The following is a 15,823-nucleotide window of genomic DNA, read 5'->3' as shown; positions in this document are numbered from 1 at the left end:
TTTTATTCAGACCAATCTAATGATTCTAAAAATTGGTATACATCTTCAAATACTAATTCTTTTTCTTTATCAATTGTAATGACATGTCCGGAATTCGCATACCATTTAATATCTTTTTCATCAGACTCGCTCTCATTGTATATAATGTTTGCAGAATCTGTATTGATCATTTGGTCTTGTTCTGCTTGAACGACCAATAATGGATCCATTACTTCGTCCACATGATCTCTTACATCTTGGATTTGTCCTTGAAGCTCTTTTAAAGTTTCAGTAGGTTGAAAAACGTCCATTTCTTTATTAATTGTGGTTTCGTCTTTACCTTGATACTTTTTAAAATTGCGGGCATATTCTAGTACACCATCAAACATAGACCCTTCCGTCTTAATGTACATAGGTGAACACATAGTTATAATACCCTTTACATCTCTGTTTAAGCTTAATTTTAATGCATAGCGACCACCAAGGGACAAACCAGCGACTACAATTTCATCGTATCCTTTTTCGACTAAAAAGTCATAACCGTCTAATGCTTCTTTAAACCATACAAAAGGACTGGATTTTAATATTTCTTCAGGGGGTGCGACATGTCCTTCATAATGAGGCGCATAAGATGTGTACCCTTTTTTCTGTAAGAATCGACCTAATTGTCTTACATCTGATGAATTCCCAGTGAAACCATGTAATAATAACACAGCTCGGTTGCCTTCTTCAAAAAAGAACGGCTCTGGAAGTTTGATTTGCATCGTGATTCAACCCTTTCGCTTATGCTTTGATTTCGAGTTAATTAATTTTTATAAATTTCTTTTTAGCATACAACATATCTATTATAAATAAAAAAGCCCGACTTTAACATTGTCGGACCTTATAAACCAAAATAACTTATGCCTAACATTAACAAGAAGAAAATGACAGACAATATAATTGTTAATCTATGCAAGAATAAATCGACACCGCGTTGCTTTTGTTTACCAAATAACTGTTCGGCGCCACCACTTATCGCACCTGATAGTCCATTACTTTTACCTTCTTGGAGTAATACAACAGTTACTAATGCAATACATACTAAAACTAAAATGATCATTACTACTGTATGCATGAAAATTGTCCTCCATTCATTATATACGAATCGCATTATACCACACGTTCGTCCTCTTTAGCAAACTACTATCTGTTGAACGTACTCTTACGTTTAATAGATACAGCTAACATATAAATCGCTAATACAAATGACATAATCAATACAACTGTTAATGGAATTAAATTAATTCCAGCTTTAACATCTAATATTGATCCATATACTGGACCGATATTAACTACATTATACAAGATTTGTGAGATGAATACAGCAAACATAAACCACCACAAGTAGGTATGTCTATTCCAGATGGCGATGATACCTGCTAAGTTAGCAAATATGTACATTACGCCTGTAAATTGAAAACTATTTTTAATTGTTCCAACAGCATTTTCCGATGGCTTTTGTTCACTGTTTAAAAGTAATTGTTTAATTACACTATCATCTAAAACAACAAATAAATGTACTGCATAAAGAATAGCGATGATTAATGAACTATAAGCAATCAGATGAGCCGTTTTTGTTTCTTTTGATTTAGGTTTTACATCCATATAAATTAAGGCTCCTTCTATGATTTACATCTTTAATTATATCAGTTTCATAGTGAAAGATGAACAATTTAAGCAAGTCTTACTATATAAATTATGTGACATAATTTATATAACCGTACAGTAAGGTAGTACTACAAATTCTGTGCGTCAGGATTACATATACCTTCATACCTCCAGTTAAGCGGATGTATTCATTAACTGCGCACCACTCAAGTGACCTCTTGGGATTACAATAGCAAAGCTATTGCATAAGAAGACCTAACCACTAAAGTGATCTCTTGAGGATTACAATAGCTAAAGCTATTGCATAAGTCCTACTAATCTCAATTTCATTGAGATAGTAGGACTTTAAAAAACACGCAAGCCATAAATGACTTGCGTGTTAGCGCGTGAACTCTTTAATTTTTAAGCGGTATTATTTAGATAAGTTATAGAAAGATTTAAGTCCGTCAAACTTAGCAGTTTCGTATAATTCATCTTCAATACGTAATAATTGGTTGTATTTAGCAATACGGTCTGTTCTTGATAATGAACCTGTTTTGATTTGACCAGCATTTGTTGCAACAGCGATATCAGAAATTGAAGTATCTTCTGTTTCACCTGAACGGTGAGAAATAACTGCTGTGTAACCAGCTTTTTGAGCCATTTCAATAGCTTCAAATGTTTCAGTTAAAGTACCGATTTGGTTAACTTTAATTAAGATTGAGTTACCGATACCTTTTTCGATACCTTCTTCTAATTTAACAGTGTTTGTAACGAATAAATCGTCACCTACTAATTGTACACGGTCACCGATACGTTCAGTTAATACTTTCCAACCGTCCCAGTCGTTTTCGTCCATACCGTCTTCAATAGAGATGATTGGATATTTGTTAACTAATTCTTCTAAGAAATCAACTTGTTCTTCAGCATTACGTTTTTTACCATTTTCGCCTTCGAATTTAGCGTAGTTATAAACGCCATCTTCAAAGAACTCAGAAGATGCACAGTCAAAGCCTAAGAATACATCTTTACCTGGTTCTAAACCAACTGCTTTAATCGCTTCTAAAATAGTCTCTACAGCGTCTTCAGTGCCTTCGAATTTAGGAGCGAATCCACCTTCGTCACCAACTGATGTTTCTAAACCACGGTTTTTAAGGATTGATTTTAAGTTGTGGAAAATTTCTGCACCCCAACGTAATGATTCTTTAAATGTTTCTGCTCCAACTGGTAATACCATGAACTCTTGGAATGCGATTGGTGCATCAGAGTGAGAACCACCATTAACAATGTTCATCATTGGAACTGGTAATTGTGTACCGTTGAATCCACCTAAATATTTGTAAAGTGGTTGGCCTAATAAATCAGCTGCTGCACGAGCTACTGCTAGTGATACACCAAGAATAGCGTTAGCACCTAATTTACCTTTGTTTTCAGTACCATCTAATTGGATCATCATTTTGTCGATAGATACTTGTTCTAATACTGAAAATTCACCTTCAACTAATTCTGGTGCAATAATTTCGTTTACATTTTCAACTGCTTTAATAACACCTTTACCTAAGTAACGGTCTTTATCACCATCACGTAATTCTACTGCTTCGTGTTCACCAGTAGAGGCACCTGATGGAACTAATGCGCGACCAAAAGCGCCACTCTCAGTTAATACTTCTACTTCAACTGTTGGGTTACCGCGTGAGTCTAAGACTTCGCGTGCGTAAACATCTGTAATAATTGGCATGTTTATAATCTCCTTTATAAATAAGTAGTTTAGAAATATTAAATTTCATCTTCATTATAGCTTTAAATACTATAAATACAAAGTAATTTAATTCTCTTGTGTTGTTTATAGATGCTATAAATTATCAGAATAAGAAACCCTTCTATCTAAATTTATAGCATCAATTTTCACTCTAAATTTTAATTCATTAAATTAATGATTGATTAATGATTCACCAGTCATATCTTCTGGCTGGTTTACATTGAGTAAATCTAATAATGTTGGTGCTAAGTCACCTAGACGACCTGTTTCACGTAATGTTACGCCTTCTTTAGTAACGATAACTGGAACTGGATTTGTCGTATGCGTAGTCATTGGTTTATCGTCATCTGTTAATACCATGTCTGAGTTACCATGGTCTGCAGTAACGATAGCGTGACCACGCATTTCTGTAATCTTATCAACCACTTCGCCTAGACATTCGTCTACAGCTTCTATTGCTTTAATTGTTGGCTCAAGCATACCACTGTGTCCAACCATGTCAGGGTTAGCAAAGTTTAATAAGATTAAATCTAAGTCGCCTTTATTTAATTCTTCAATCAATGCATCTTTAACTTCGTATGCACTCATTTCTGGTTTAAGATCGTAAGTTGCGACTTTTGGTGAGTCAATTAAACGACGACGTTCACCTTCAAATTCAGCATTACGACCACCACTCATGAAATAAGTGACATGCGGGAATTTTTCTGTTTCCGCAATACGCAATTGTTTCAAACCATTGTCTTGAACAACTTCACCGATAGTATTTGTTAAATCAACTTTTTCAAAAACGATTTCTGCTTTCACATTGTCGTTATATTTTGTAAACGTTGCATAAAATAAATCATCAATTTGTTCAACATCGAAACCTTCGAAAGCTTTGTCTGTAAAGATTTCAGAAAGTTGCCCTGCTCTGTCGGGACGGAAGTTATAAAAAATAACTGCGTCGCCATCATTCACACCGTCATTTTGATCTTTTACGATAAATGGTTCAACAAACTCGTCTGTTAAATCTTTCTCGTAGTTAGCTTCAACACCGGCTTTAGCTGATTCAAAAGTTTCACCTTTAAAATTACGGATTGCATTATAAGCTTTTTCTTCTCTATCCCAACGTTTATCACGATCCATTGCGTAATAACGGCCTGAAATAGATGCAAATTGGCCAATGCCAAGTTCATCGAATTTAGCTTGCGTTTCTTCGATATATTTTAGTGATGATTTTTGATCTACGTCACGTCCGTCTAAGAATGCGTGAACGTAGACTTTCTCAACACCTTGTTTTTTAGCTAATTCTAATAATGCGAACAAGTGTTTATAATGACTATGAACACCACCATCAGATAATAAGCCAAAGAGATGTAGCGCTGAATTATTGTCTTTAACGTGTTGAATTGCGTTGTTTAATACTTCATTATCAAAGAAATCACCGTCTTCGATAGATTTATTGATACGCGTTAAACTTTGATAAACTACACGTCCAAGCACCAATATTCATATGACCAACTTCTGAATTACCCATTTGACCTTCAGGAAGACCAACATCTAAACCACTTGCTTCGATTTGCGTTGTTGGATATTTACTGTAGTAACGGTCGAAATTAGGCTTATTAGCTAGTTTTACAGCATTACCATGTTCTGTTTCTCTGTTTGCAAAACCGTCTAAAATAATTAATGCAGTTGGTTGTTTCGCCATATTATTTTGCACCTTCTAACAATTGTACAAAATCATCCACTTTAAGTGATGCGCCGCCTACTAATGCGCCATCGATGTCTGATTGAGCCATGTATTCTTTAATGTTGTTAGGTTTAACACTACCACCATATTGAATACGAGTTGCATCTGCTACTGTTTGACTAGATAACTCAGCAACTGTTTCTCTTACAAATGCACACATTTCGTTAGCATCTTCAGAAGTTGATGATTTACCAGTACCGATAGCCCAGATTGGTTCATAAGCAATAACTACTTGTTGTAATTGATCTTCAGATAAACCTTCTACTGCTTTTTTCACTTGGTTGCCAACAACTTCGTTTGCTTTTCCACTTTCGCGTTCTTCATCAGTTTCGCCAACACAAATGATTGGTGTCATACCGTGGTTAAATACAGCATGTGCTTTTTTGTTAATGTCTTCGTCTGTTTCTTTGAAGATTTCACGACGTTCTGAATGTCCAATAACAACATATTTAACACCAAGGTCTGCTAATGCAACTGGAGAAGTTTCACCAGTAAATGCGCCATTATCTTCGAAGTAAGCATTTTGAGCACCGATTTGTAATCCTTGTGCTTTACCATCATTTACTAAAGTAACTAATGCGTCTAATTGAATTGCTGGCGCACAAATTACAGATTCTACTTCTTTAGTGTCTGGTAATGTTGGTAATGCATTAACGAAATCTTTAGCTTCTTGAACTGTTTTATTCATTTTCCAGTTACCTGCGATAATTGGTTTTCTCATTATATAACACTCCTATTAGTAATTTATGATTAATATTTAAAAGCTATAATCATGTCTTGTATGTTTAGTCGTGCAATTATTTGTTAGCAATTGCGATAACGCCTGGTAGCTCTTTACCTTCAAGATATTCTAATGAAGCGCCGCCACCAGTTGAAATGTGACTGAAGTCATCTGCATATCCTAATGAAATTGCTCGCTGCAGCTGAATCGCCACCACCGATAATTGTGTTAGCATCTTTTAGTTCAGCGATTGCTTCACAAATACCAATCGTACCTTTAGCAAAGTTACTTAATTCAAATACACCCATTGGTCCGTTCCATATAACTGTATGCGCACCTTGTAATTGTTCTTTGAATAATTCTACTGTTTTCGGTCCAATATCCATTGCTTCTTGATCAGCTGGGATATCATCAACAGATACTTCTGTGATTTCAGCGTCATTTGAGAATTCTTTAGCAATTTTGCAATCTACTGGTAAAACAATTTGATCGCTCGCACGGTCTAATAATTCTTTAGCAAAGTCGACTTTATCTTCTTCTAATAACGATAAACCAATTTCTTTACCTTGCGCTTTGAAGAATGTGTACGACATTCCGCCACCGATAAGTACTTTGTCAGCAATTTTCAATAAGTTCGTGATGACACCAATTTTGTCAGAAACTTTAGCGCCACCTAAAATTGCAACTACAGGTTTATCAGGGTTTTCAACTACGCCACCGATATATTTAATTTCTTTTTCCATTAAGAATCCTGCAACTGTTTCTAAATTAGATGCGATACCAACGTTAGACGCGTGCTCACGGTGAGCTGTACCGAAAGCATCATTTACGAATACATCGCCAAGTGATGCCCAGTATTTGCCTAAGTCAGAATCATTTTTAGATTCTTTTTTACCCTCAACGTCTTCAAAACGTGTATTTTCAACTAAAAGTACATCGCCTTCGTTAAGTGCTTTAACAGATTGTTCCAGCTTTTCGCCACGTGTTTCAGGTACAAACGCAACATCTTTACCTAATTTTTCTGTTAATGCTTCAGCAACTGGTTTTAAAGTTAATTCTGCTTTATCGCTTTCTTCTTTAACTTTACCTAGGTGAGAGAATAATACTACTTTTCCACCTTGTTCAATAATATGCTTGATTGTTGGTAAAGCTTGAACGATACGGTTATCATCAGTGATTTCGCCGTCTTTCATTGGTACGTTAAAATCTGCACGTACAAGTACAGTTTTACCTTTTAATTCTATGTCAGTTACAATTTTTTTAGCCATATAAGCTTCCTCCTCTGAATGGAACAATAAAGTAAAATAAGCGGAGAAGCGATGTGCTCCCCGCTTACTCCTAAGCTTATTGTTTAAATTTAACAACATCTAAGCTTGTTAAATTAATTTTTTAATCCGAATTATTTAGATTGGTCAGCTAAATATTCTAAAGTACGAACTAATTGTGAAGTGTAAGACATTTCGTTATCGTACCAAGCAGCTATTTTAACTAATTGGTGATCTCCAACTGTCATAACACGTGTTTGTGTTGCATCGAATAATGAACCGTAAGTCATACCGATTACGTCAGAAGAAACGATTTCGTCTTCAGTGTAACCAAATGATTCGTCTGAAGCATTTTTCATTGCTTGCGTTAACGTCTTCAACGCTTACGTCTTTTTCTAATACAACTGTAAGTTCAGTTAATGAACCAGTAGCAACTGGAACACGTTGAGCGCCACCGTCTAATTTACCATCGATTTCAGGGATTACTAAACCAATTGCTTTAGCGACACCTGTTGAGTTAGGGATGATGTTTTCAGCAGTCGCACGTGCACGACGTTTGTCGCCTTTTCTGTGTGGAGCATCTTGAGTACTTTGGTCACCAGTATATGCGTGAATAGTAGTCATGAAACCTTCAACTAAGCCGAAGTCATCATTTAAAACTTTAGCTACTGGAGCTAATGAGTTAGTAGTACATGAAGCACCTGAAACAACTGTTTCTGAACCATCTAATTCACTGTGGTTAGTGTTATAAACGATTGTTTTTAAGTCGCCTGTTGCTTGGTGCAGAGATTAATACTTTTTTAGCGCCAGCGTCAATGTGAGCTTCTGCTTTTTCTTTATCAGCGAAGAAACCAGTACATTCTAAAACAACATCGATGTCTAAGTCTTTCCAAGGTAATTTACTTGGTTCAGGTTCTGAGAATGATTTAACTTCTTGACCATTTACACGGAATCCGTCTTTTTCTACTTCAACTTCTCCTGTGAAGCGACCTTGTGTAGTGTCATATTTTAATAAATGAGCTAACATTTCGTCATCTGTTAAATCGTTAACTGCTACTACGTCAATACCTTCTACGTCTTGAATTCTTCTAAATGCTAAACGTCCAATTCTACCAAAACCATTAATTGCTACTTTAACTGCCATTATAATGGCCTCCTTTAAAATGATATTTAAAAAGTGTTTTTCACCTTTTATTACTATTGTTTTGCGATTACTCTTGCCGTGACTTCGTCTGTGATTAATACAGTGTTATTGGGTGCAATTGAAAGGTAAGCTTTAATAGCTTCTCCTTTTGATCTACCCCCAGCTACGGCAAAGATAAACTTCTTCGACTCAAGATCTTCTAACTGTAGTCCAATCGTTTTCACTTTATGGACAATGTCACCCTGATCATCGAAATAATATCCAAATGCTTCTCCCGAGGCATTGTGATGTTGAAGTTTCTCTATAACTTCACTAGGTGATTGACGTCTTCGCGCCATCTTCAGCGCATCACCAATGCCGTGGATTGTAATATTGGATTCTTTAATTTTCTCAAGTGAATGGATGACTGATGGTTCTAACATAAGCGTGTTATATGTTGTCTCACTTACATTATCTGGGACATACAATGTGGTATAATCACCGTTCGTTTGCTGCGCCATACTTGCGAGCAATCGTATTCGCTTGATATACAACATTTTCACCAAGCCCTCCACGCGCGGTACGAATAATACATTGTACGGTTGCTTGTGCATGGCTTCGCTAACATATGCCATTGTTGAACCACCAGTCACAGAAACTATTGCATGTTCGTAAAGAATATCTTCTACAAGTTGTCCCGCCTGACGTGACAACTCAACCTTAACTGTTTTATCAGCATCTGAATCGCCAGGTATGACGTAAACTTCTTTGATGTTGTACTGCTCTTTAATAACTTGCGCAAGATGATGATCATCTGAATAAATATTGAAATAGCTATTCAATTGACGAATTGTTGTTTCACCTTCTTCAGTTATTTCCATACCTGTCGGTTTAACTTTGATAAGTTCTTGTTTCTTCAATATATCTGTTTCAGAACGTAATACGCGTTCAGTCAAATCCATGTATTCACTTAAACTTCGTCTACCTACGGGTTGATGCTTGGAGATAGTAGTGAGTATTGAAAAACGACGATACATCTTTTCAACAATTTCTGGAACTAACTTTTGTTGAATTTTTATCAAGTCCTTCACTACTATCCACCTCCATTTCCATTTAAAGGGTCAAGTTCTAACCATAGATTGACTTTTTGCGTCCCTGGTGGGACAAAAAAATATAACCTCTTATAACAGCAATACTACTACTATATTTTTCAAATTGCAAGAGAAATACCTATCTATTAATTATTGACTATTGACCATTAAAATTTTAGTTACTTTTGTAACTGTCTACAATAATTTAATACCCGTTAAAAACATCAATTAATCATTCATACTTATTATTTTTTAATAGTACATATAATAATATAAACACATATTATTCACATTCTTGGGCTTTTACAAGCGTGAATGATTGAATGGTTGTCCTATTATCATTAAAATAGCTTTATAATACTATTTTGGAGGAAAAACTATGTCACAAAAAGATCAACCAGAGGTTATCGATCCGGATGACCAACGATATAAGAACCCAGATCATTTTAATAAGCATAGTCAAAAACCATACGCTGGTACACAACAACACCAGTCATATAACTATACGAAAAATGTCGGTTGTGGTTGTGGGCCATTCGGTTGTTTGAGTGGTTGCATCACTTTAATACTCTTGTCATCACTTCTTACTTTCTTATTAAACTTCTTATTTTAATTCAATCTGATTCATATTAGCTTTTACTTTATTTAAAATTATAAATGCCCTGCACTTCAAGTTAATTAAAATATAGTTTAAAAATAAAGTCTGTATTGGCCTTTATATGAGTTCGACTAATTACTAATGATAAATGATTGATTAATTTTAAAAAAATGACAGTAATTTGCTACGACTCCTACAGGAGATGCACCAACTAAAGTCTAAAGCTGTACTCATGTGGGACACGTGCATAAAAAATGCCAACAAAGTCGTAGTCTTTGTCGATAATATAAAAAGAAGCACTCGTTTGCACGAGTGCTTCTTTTTAATAAATTATGCACCTATATCTACTAAACAGTTATTAACAATATTAATCTTCTTCTGATGAATTTGAGTCATTGTTTTGTGATGATTTTTCTTGTGTGTCAGCTTGACTACTTCTTTCTTCTGTTGAAGGTTCAGGCGTTTGCTCTTCAGTTGAAGGTTCTGAAGTTCTTTCTTCTGTTGATGGCTCAGGTGTTTTTTCCTCTGTCGTACGCTCTTCGGTAGTACGTTCTTCAGTAGTACGTTCCTCTGTAGTTTGCTCTTCAGTAGAGCGTTCTTCAGTTGTTGCTTCTTTTGTTTTTTCAGGAGAGTCTTTTTCTTCTTCTGTTGTACGTTCAGCTGTTGCAGGTTGCTGAGTTTGCTGTTGAGTTTGTTGCGTCTCTTGTGTCTGTTGCGTAGTTGGAACTTGCTGAGTTTGTTGTTGAGTTTCTTGTGATTCTTCTGTCGATTTCTCTTTTTTCTTATCTTTTTCTTCTTTAGTCTTTTCTTTTTTCTTATCTTTTTCTTCTTGCTTTTGATCAGCTAAACGTTCATCGGCTTGTTTCGAATGATCTACAAAGGCAAAAATGGCAAAAACTAATCCACCTACTAATAACAAGACAATAATCGCGCTCACAATTTTTGCAAAAGTGCTCATTTTCTTGTTATTTTGATTATGCTTTGGCATAAGCTCCCCTCACTTCAATTTATATCATAACTTTTATATTTATTCTAAATGTACTTTCATTAACAAATGTATATTTTACACTATTTTTTATACTAATCAAACCGATTAACTATTTTTTAATATGGATGTTATCTTGATGTCATATCTATTGTAAAATACAAATATGTCTTAATATTTTATGTTTCAATTTAATATTAATCTAAACCAAACTATATTTACAATACTTTTATTTAATTTCAAATGATACTTTACATGTTTCACTATTATCATAACAGGATGTGAGCTAAATATGAATAAACATGATTTATTAAATGATTTAGAGCAGCAGGATCACCATAACAAAAAAGGCCTTCGCCAAATGATGGTTGAAAATGATAACTATGAACCAAAGCCCACTTCAAAAAAGCGTTATTTTTTCTTTAGTTTTATAATTTTCCTTCTATTAGTTATTTTCAGTCTAATTTTTCTTTTCATCTAATAGTAAAGCTGTAAAAATCTTATTGAGGATACATTTATATAAGCGCTATCTAAATAAAAAGATAGTTATAAATCTTTAATTACGTTAGCATATAAATATAGGCCTATACGATAATCGCATAGGCCACTACTAAAGGGAGTCAAAATTTTACCTTCGTTAGTATATTATGGGGTATACTCGAAATAATTAAGAGATGATTAATTAATATCGAAGGTACCCTTATTATAACGGCATCCTATATTATTTTAAATACTTCTTAAGATGACTAAATGACATATTCTTGAACAATTTTCGAAAGAATTATGTCAGAAAAGCAATTAGCTTGAGTCGTTTTTAATCATTACAGTCTAAAGCATTACTATTTTATGAGGTGATATAATGAAACACTATTTAATAACAGGCGGCACAGGTATGGTTGGTAGCCAACTCGTTGAAGCTATCAAGCAAAGTGATGCGCATATAACGATACTTACTAGACAAGACAAATCAACTTCACATCCCAAAATAACATACGTTAATTGGTCTAAAGCAAATTGGGAATCTCAAATTCCTGATATTGACATTGTTATTAACCTTGCGGGTGCAAGTTTAATGAAACGGTGGACAAAAGAACATAAACAAGCAATTATGTTGAGTCGCATACAGTCTACGCAAGCATTATTCGACTTGTTTAAAAATCGCAAACAAAAACCTTCAGTATTCTTCAATGCGAGTGCAGTTGGTTATTACAAACCAGATTACGATCGAACTTATACAGAATTATATCAATCACTCCCATTTGATTTCTTATCGGAAGTAGTTTACCAATGGGAACGTCGTGCACGTCAGTTTGAATCATTAGGCACACGTGTTGTAATTGGTAGATTTGGCATGATTCTTGCAGAAGATGGAGGCGCCTTACCTTTAATGAAACTACCATATGAATTTTACCTTGGTGGTAAACTCGGTTCAGGTAGACAATGGTATTCTTGGATTCATTTAGATGATTTAACAAGAGCAATTCTCTATACAATTAACCACGGAAATGCGCAAGGCGTTTTCAACTTTACAGCGCCTATTGTTGAACATCAAAATTTATTCGGCTATACACTGGCACGTGTCACACACCGCCCCCATTTCACTTGGGTGCCTGCATTAGCCTTAAGATTAGCTTTAGGTCAAATGTCTACAGTTGTATTAGACACACAAAAAGTAATTCCAAATAAATTACAGGCTATAGATTTTAAATTTAAATATCCAGATTTAAAAATAGCTTTAGAAGATTTAGTAAAATAATGAATAAAAAAAGACAAGCCACATAATGTGACTTGTCTTTTTTACTTAAGCTTTTATATTATTTTTAATATTATGCTTCAGGAACCATAACTTGGTCAACTAAACCGTATTCTTTAGCTTCTTCAGCTGATAAGAAATTATCACGATCTGTATCTTTTTCAATTTTTTCAATTGACTGACCAGTACGATCTGCTAAAATTTGGTTTAATTTTGAACGTGTTTTAAGAATATGATTCGCAGCAATTTCAATTTCTGTTGCTTGACCTTGCGCACCACCAAGTGGTTGGTGAATCATTACTTCAGCATTTGGTAAAGCAAAACGTTTACCTTTTGCTCCTGCTGCAAGTAGGAATGAACCCATTGAGGCAGCCATACCAATACAGATTGTTTGTACATCTGGTTTAATGTGTTGGATTGTATCATAAATTGCAAATCCAGCCGTCACACTTCCGCCCGGTGAATTGATATAAAGATAGATATCTTTTTCAGCATCTTGTGCTTGTAGGAATAATAATTGTGAAACTATAGAGTTTGCTACATTATCATCGATTTGTGAACCTAACATAATAATACGGTCTTTTAATAAACGTGAGTAAATGTCATATGCACGTTCCCCACGGTTTGTTGTTTCAATTACTGTAGGTATTAAATTCATTAATATTGCCTCCTCATTTCTAATTGATAAATTTATTTTAACTCAAAAGTCAAATATGGTCAAAAATTAAGCTCGAAATTTCACGAAACTTACATTATTCTTATTGACCGTTACTTCTAAGATTTGTACACTTGTATTACCGTGTTTTTTAACCCCTCGTAGTGTAATGGATAACACGTAAGATTCCGGTTCTTAAAATGGGGGTTCGATTCCCTTCGAGGGGACTTTCATAAGATTTTCTAAACATCACCCGATACCATAGGTTATTTATATATCTATGATGTCGGGGTTTTGTTTTTTATATTTAAAAACACTCAAACCATTAACCACTTTTATCATATACCCTTTTTCAATATATCTAGTAATCTATGTAGTTTATAATATGCTAAAAATCTATGCAAGACAATTGTTTCTCATTATTAAAACAAGACTTTATAGGTTTATTTTACATTTATAAAACTACTACCTAAAACATCTCTCACATCATGGATTACTAAAAAGGCATTTTCATCTTCTTCGTTAACAAGCTTTTTCACTCTTGTTACTTGAGATTGTGGCACTACCACGTATAGCATACGCGTCTCACTCTTAGCATAGCCACCTTTACCAGTTAATATCGTAGAACCTCTACCTGTAAAAGCATTAATTTTATCGCTAATTGTTTCGCTTTTACTTGATATAACAGTAACTGCTTTTTTAGGATTAAACCCTTCTATGATAAACGATGTCGCTCTTTCGGTTACGAATAGCATAATGATTGTAAATAACACATTTTGTAAAGGGAGTACCATTAAAAAAGATAGCACGACAAGCGCATCCAATACAAAGATGCCTTGTGATGTTTTAATTTCTGAATATTTATTAATTATCTTAGCTATGACTGAGGTGCCTCCGAGTGTACTACCCGTCGCAATAACTAAACCTCCGCCAATACCAATGATAGCCCCACCAAACACAGCGTTAATCACAAAATTATCCACACCTAGATTTATATTTTCAGTTAAATGTAAAAAAAGTGAGAGTGACGTATTTGCTATAACTGTATATACTGCAGTCGTTTTACTCAAAAATTTCCAACCAATTAATACAACAAGTGTATTGATAATTAATGAAGTCCACGCGTGCGACAATCCAAATGAATATAATAGTGCTAGGGATATACCAACAGTGCCCCCATCTCCTAAGTTAGATCCAAGTAAAAAACAATTGACACCTATTGCATTAATAAACGTGCCTATTATACAAAGGATAATATTTTTAGAATGCTTATTAAACAGTTTTGACATAAACTCACTCCTTCGACTCCAAGAACAATAGGTTTGAAGCATTGTTCTATTGCTATTACGCATCATAAATTGTATTAATTATATAAAAAAACACCTCTTTATAGAGGCGTTAATAGTCAAAATGAAATTATACAATTATTTTATAATAATTCTAGCACAACTATTTCACGTATGACTAGATTTATTTTTAATAATGCCCTAAAATTTCTCAAAGTCAGTATTGAAGGGTCCAAACTGAAATTTAAAACTGTAAAGCATATTATTTCAGTTCAATTGGTTCGCCGCTTCTCAACTTATCCGCCATTTCATTCAACTTTCTTAATCGATGATTCACACCAGATTTAGATATATTGCCAGAAGTCATCATTTCACCTAATTCTTTAAGTGACACTTCTTGATGTTCTACTCTTAGTCTTGCAATTTCACGTAATCTTTCAGGTAAATTATCTAGACCAATTTCTTGGTCAATTAAACGAATGCTTTCTACATGTTTCATAGAGGCACTTACTGTTTTGTTCAAATTAGCAGTTTCACAATTCACCAATCTGTTAACAGAGTTTCTCATATCACGTACAATACGGACATCTTCAAATTTCAATAGTGCTTGATATCCACCGATTAAACTTAAGAAATCAGAAATTTTTTCCGCTTCTTTTAAATAAGCAATACTACCTTTTTTTCGTTCGAGATGCTTGGCGTTCAAATCATATTTATTCATTAACTGCGTTATACCTTCAGAATGGTCTTCATATAATGAAAATATTTCTAAATGATAAGATGATGTTTCTGGATTGTTTACTGAGCCACCAGACAAGAAAAGCACCACGTAAATAACTTCTTCTCATTTCATCATCATGAATCAATGCTTCATCAATTTCGTGCGTAAAGACGCCACTTTTTAAAATACCTAATTCATCCAATATTTCTCTAGCACGTACTTTAATACGACAGATATAAATATTGTTCTTTTTTAATTTCATTTTCTTTCTCACAAGTAGTTCCACTTCAACATTAAAAACTTTTTTAATTAACGAATATATACGTCTTGCCGTAGTAGCATTTTCAGTTTGTACGTTAATAACAAATTGTTGGTTGGAAAGACTGAGTGCACCATTCATACGAATAAGCGCACTGAGCTCTGCTTTTGCATTCTCTTCATCTACTTCTATTCTAGTTAGTTCATTCTTCATCTCGGATGCAAAGCTCATAGATTAATCAGTCCCTTCTTTAACTAAATGATATCA

12 protein-coding genes, 1 tRNA gene and 4 pseudogenes are annotated in these 15,823 nt (G+C 34.3%); 4 read left to right on the top strand and 13 right to left on the bottom strand.

What is annotated here, in order from left to right:
- Positions 1-2 precede the first annotated feature (2 nt).
- The 9 genes and pseudogenes from ABLV95_RS01710 to ABLV95_RS01670 form a co-directional block, all read right to left on the bottom strand.
- A complete protein-coding gene (locus ABLV95_RS01710) occupies positions 3-743 on the bottom strand; it encodes an alpha/beta hydrolase (protein ID WP_460876225.1) in 741 nt (246 codons plus the stop codon).
- 119 nt (positions 744-862) lie between these two features.
- Positions 863-1,096, bottom strand: a complete 234-nt coding sequence (secG, locus tag ABLV95_RS01705; protein ID WP_002508249.1) for a preprotein translocase subunit SecG — start codon at positions 1,094-1,096, stop codon at positions 863-865.
- Between the two features lie 68 nt (positions 1,097-1,164).
- Positions 1,165-1,626 (bottom strand): hypothetical protein, encoded by a 462-nt coding sequence (locus tag ABLV95_RS01700; RefSeq protein WP_427705222.1) that lies wholly within the window; start codon positions 1,624-1,626, stop codon positions 1,165-1,167.
- Positions 1,627-2,041: 415 nt separating this feature from the next.
- A complete protein-coding gene (eno, locus tag ABLV95_RS01695; protein ID WP_021339867.1) occupies positions 2,042-3,346 on the bottom strand; it encodes a surface-displayed alpha-enolase in 1,305 nt (434 codons plus the stop codon).
- A 192-nt stretch (positions 3,347-3,538) separates the two neighbouring features.
- A pseudogene (gpmI, locus tag ABLV95_RS01690) lies at positions 3,539-5,057 on the bottom strand (2,3-bisphosphoglycerate-independent phosphoglycerate mutase).
- A 1-nt stretch (position 5,058) separates the two neighbouring features.
- Entirely contained in the window at positions 5,059-5,820 is a 762-nt protein-coding gene (gene tpiA, locus ABLV95_RS01685; RefSeq protein ID WP_460876222.1) for a triose-phosphate isomerase, read from the bottom strand.
- Positions 5,821-5,896: 76 nt separating this feature from the next.
- Positions 5,897-7,088: pseudogene (locus ABLV95_RS01680) on the bottom strand (phosphoglycerate kinase).
- A gap of 131 nt (positions 7,089-7,219) precedes the next feature.
- Positions 7,220-8,229, bottom strand: a pseudogene (gap, locus tag ABLV95_RS01675) (type I glyceraldehyde-3-phosphate dehydrogenase).
- A gap of 53 nt (positions 8,230-8,282) precedes the next feature.
- Positions 8,283-9,299 (bottom strand): sugar-binding transcriptional regulator, encoded by a 1,017-nt coding sequence (locus ABLV95_RS01670; protein ID WP_460876220.1) that lies wholly within the window; start codon positions 9,297-9,299, stop codon positions 8,283-8,285.
- 379 nt (positions 9,300-9,678) lie between these two features.
- Here ABLV95_RS01670 and ABLV95_RS01665 point away from each other — a divergent pair, with 379 nt between their 5' ends.
- Positions 9,679-9,912 (top strand): hypothetical protein, encoded by a 234-nt coding sequence (locus ABLV95_RS01665; protein WP_285324297.1) that lies wholly within the window; start codon positions 9,679-9,681, stop codon positions 9,910-9,912.
- A gap of 352 nt (positions 9,913-10,264) precedes the next feature.
- On the opposite strand, the gene ABLV95_RS01660 is transcribed toward ABLV95_RS01665, so the two are convergent.
- Positions 10,265-10,885 carry a DUF4887 domain-containing protein gene (locus tag ABLV95_RS01660; RefSeq protein WP_427705233.1) on the bottom strand — a complete coding sequence of 207 codons (621 nt, stop codon included), beginning with the start codon at positions 10,883-10,885 and terminating at the stop codon, positions 10,265-10,267.
- 289 nt (positions 10,886-11,174) lie between these two features.
- On the opposite strand from ABLV95_RS01660, the gene ABLV95_RS01655 reads away from it, so the two are divergent.
- Together ABLV95_RS01655 and ABLV95_RS01650 are read left to right on the top strand one after the other, a co-directional pair.
- On the top strand, positions 11,175-11,363 hold the full coding sequence (locus ABLV95_RS01655; protein WP_069817916.1) for a hypothetical protein: 189 nt from the start codon (positions 11,175-11,177) through the stop codon (positions 11,361-11,363).
- 378 nt (positions 11,364-11,741) lie between these two features.
- Entirely contained in the window at positions 11,742-12,638 is an 897-nt protein-coding gene (locus ABLV95_RS01650) for a TIGR01777 family oxidoreductase (RefSeq protein WP_069833343.1), read from the top strand.
- 70 nt (positions 12,639-12,708) lie between these two features.
- On the opposite strand, the gene clpP is transcribed toward ABLV95_RS01650, so the two are convergent.
- Positions 12,709-13,293, bottom strand: a complete 585-nt coding sequence (gene clpP, locus ABLV95_RS01645) for an ATP-dependent Clp endopeptidase proteolytic subunit ClpP (RefSeq protein WP_069817914.1) — start codon at positions 13,291-13,293, stop codon at positions 12,709-12,711.
- Positions 13,294-13,445: 152 nt separating this feature from the next.
- Between clpP and ABLV95_RS01640 the strand changes: the two genes are divergently transcribed.
- Positions 13,446-13,517, top strand: a tRNA-Arg gene (locus ABLV95_RS01640).
- A 216-nt stretch (positions 13,518-13,733) separates the two neighbouring features.
- Here the strand turns inward: ABLV95_RS01640 and ABLV95_RS01635 are convergent.
- Positions 13,734-14,579, bottom strand: coding sequence for a YitT family protein (locus ABLV95_RS01635; RefSeq protein ID WP_460876216.1), 846 nt, complete (start codon positions 14,577-14,579; stop codon positions 13,734-13,736).
- Positions 14,580-14,838: 259 nt separating this feature from the next.
- Positions 14,839-15,787 (bottom strand): annotated as a pseudogene (gene whiA, locus ABLV95_RS01630) (DNA-binding protein WhiA).
- Positions 15,788-15,823: the final 36 nt, after the last annotated feature.

It is taken from the genome of Staphylococcus sp. Mo2-1, from assembly GCF_046721385.1.
Lineage (GTDB): Bacteria > Bacillota > Bacilli > Staphylococcales > Staphylococcaceae > Staphylococcus > Staphylococcus equorum_A.
Note: the sequence above shows the minus strand (reverse complement) of the source record. Positions and strands in the feature narration are given on the sequence as shown.

Excerpts from the sequence above, each read along its gene's own strand:
- ABLV95_RS01700 (WP_427705222.1), bottom strand. The coding sequence starts at position 1,626 with ATGGATGTAAAACCTAAATCAAAAGAAACAAAAACGGCTCATCTGATT.
- secG (WP_002508249.1), bottom strand. The coding sequence starts at position 1,096 with ATGCATACAGTAGTAATGATCATTTTAGTTTTAGTATGTATTGCATTA.
- ABLV95_RS01710 (WP_460876225.1), bottom strand. The coding sequence starts at position 743 with ATGCAAATCAAACTTCCAGAGCCGTTCTTTTTTGAAGAAGGCAACCGA.
- tpiA (WP_460876222.1), bottom strand. The coding sequence starts at position 5,820 with ATGAGAAAACCAATTATCGCAGGTAACTGGAAAATGAATAAAACAGTT.
- clpP (WP_069817914.1), bottom strand. The coding sequence starts at position 13,293 with ATGAATTTAATACCTACAGTAATTGAAACAACAAACCGTGGGGAACGT.
- ABLV95_RS01665 (WP_285324297.1), top strand. The coding sequence starts at position 9,679 with ATGTCACAAAAAGATCAACCAGAGGTTATCGATCCGGATGACCAACGA.
- ABLV95_RS01660 (WP_427705233.1), bottom strand. The coding sequence starts at position 10,885 with ATGCCAAAGCATAATCAAAATAACAAGAAAATGAGCACTTTTGCAAAA.
- ABLV95_RS01635 (WP_460876216.1), bottom strand. The coding sequence starts at position 14,579 with ATGTCAAAACTGTTTAATAAGCATTCTAAAAATATTATCCTTTGTATA.
- ABLV95_RS01650 (WP_069833343.1), top strand. The coding sequence starts at position 11,742 with ATGAAACACTATTTAATAACAGGCGGCACAGGTATGGTTGGTAGCCAA.
- ABLV95_RS01655 (WP_069817916.1), top strand. The coding sequence starts at position 11,175 with ATGAATAAACATGATTTATTAAATGATTTAGAGCAGCAGGATCACCAT.
- eno (WP_021339867.1), bottom strand. The coding sequence starts at position 3,346 with ATGCCAATTATTACAGATGTTTACGCACGCGAAGTCTTAGACTCACGC.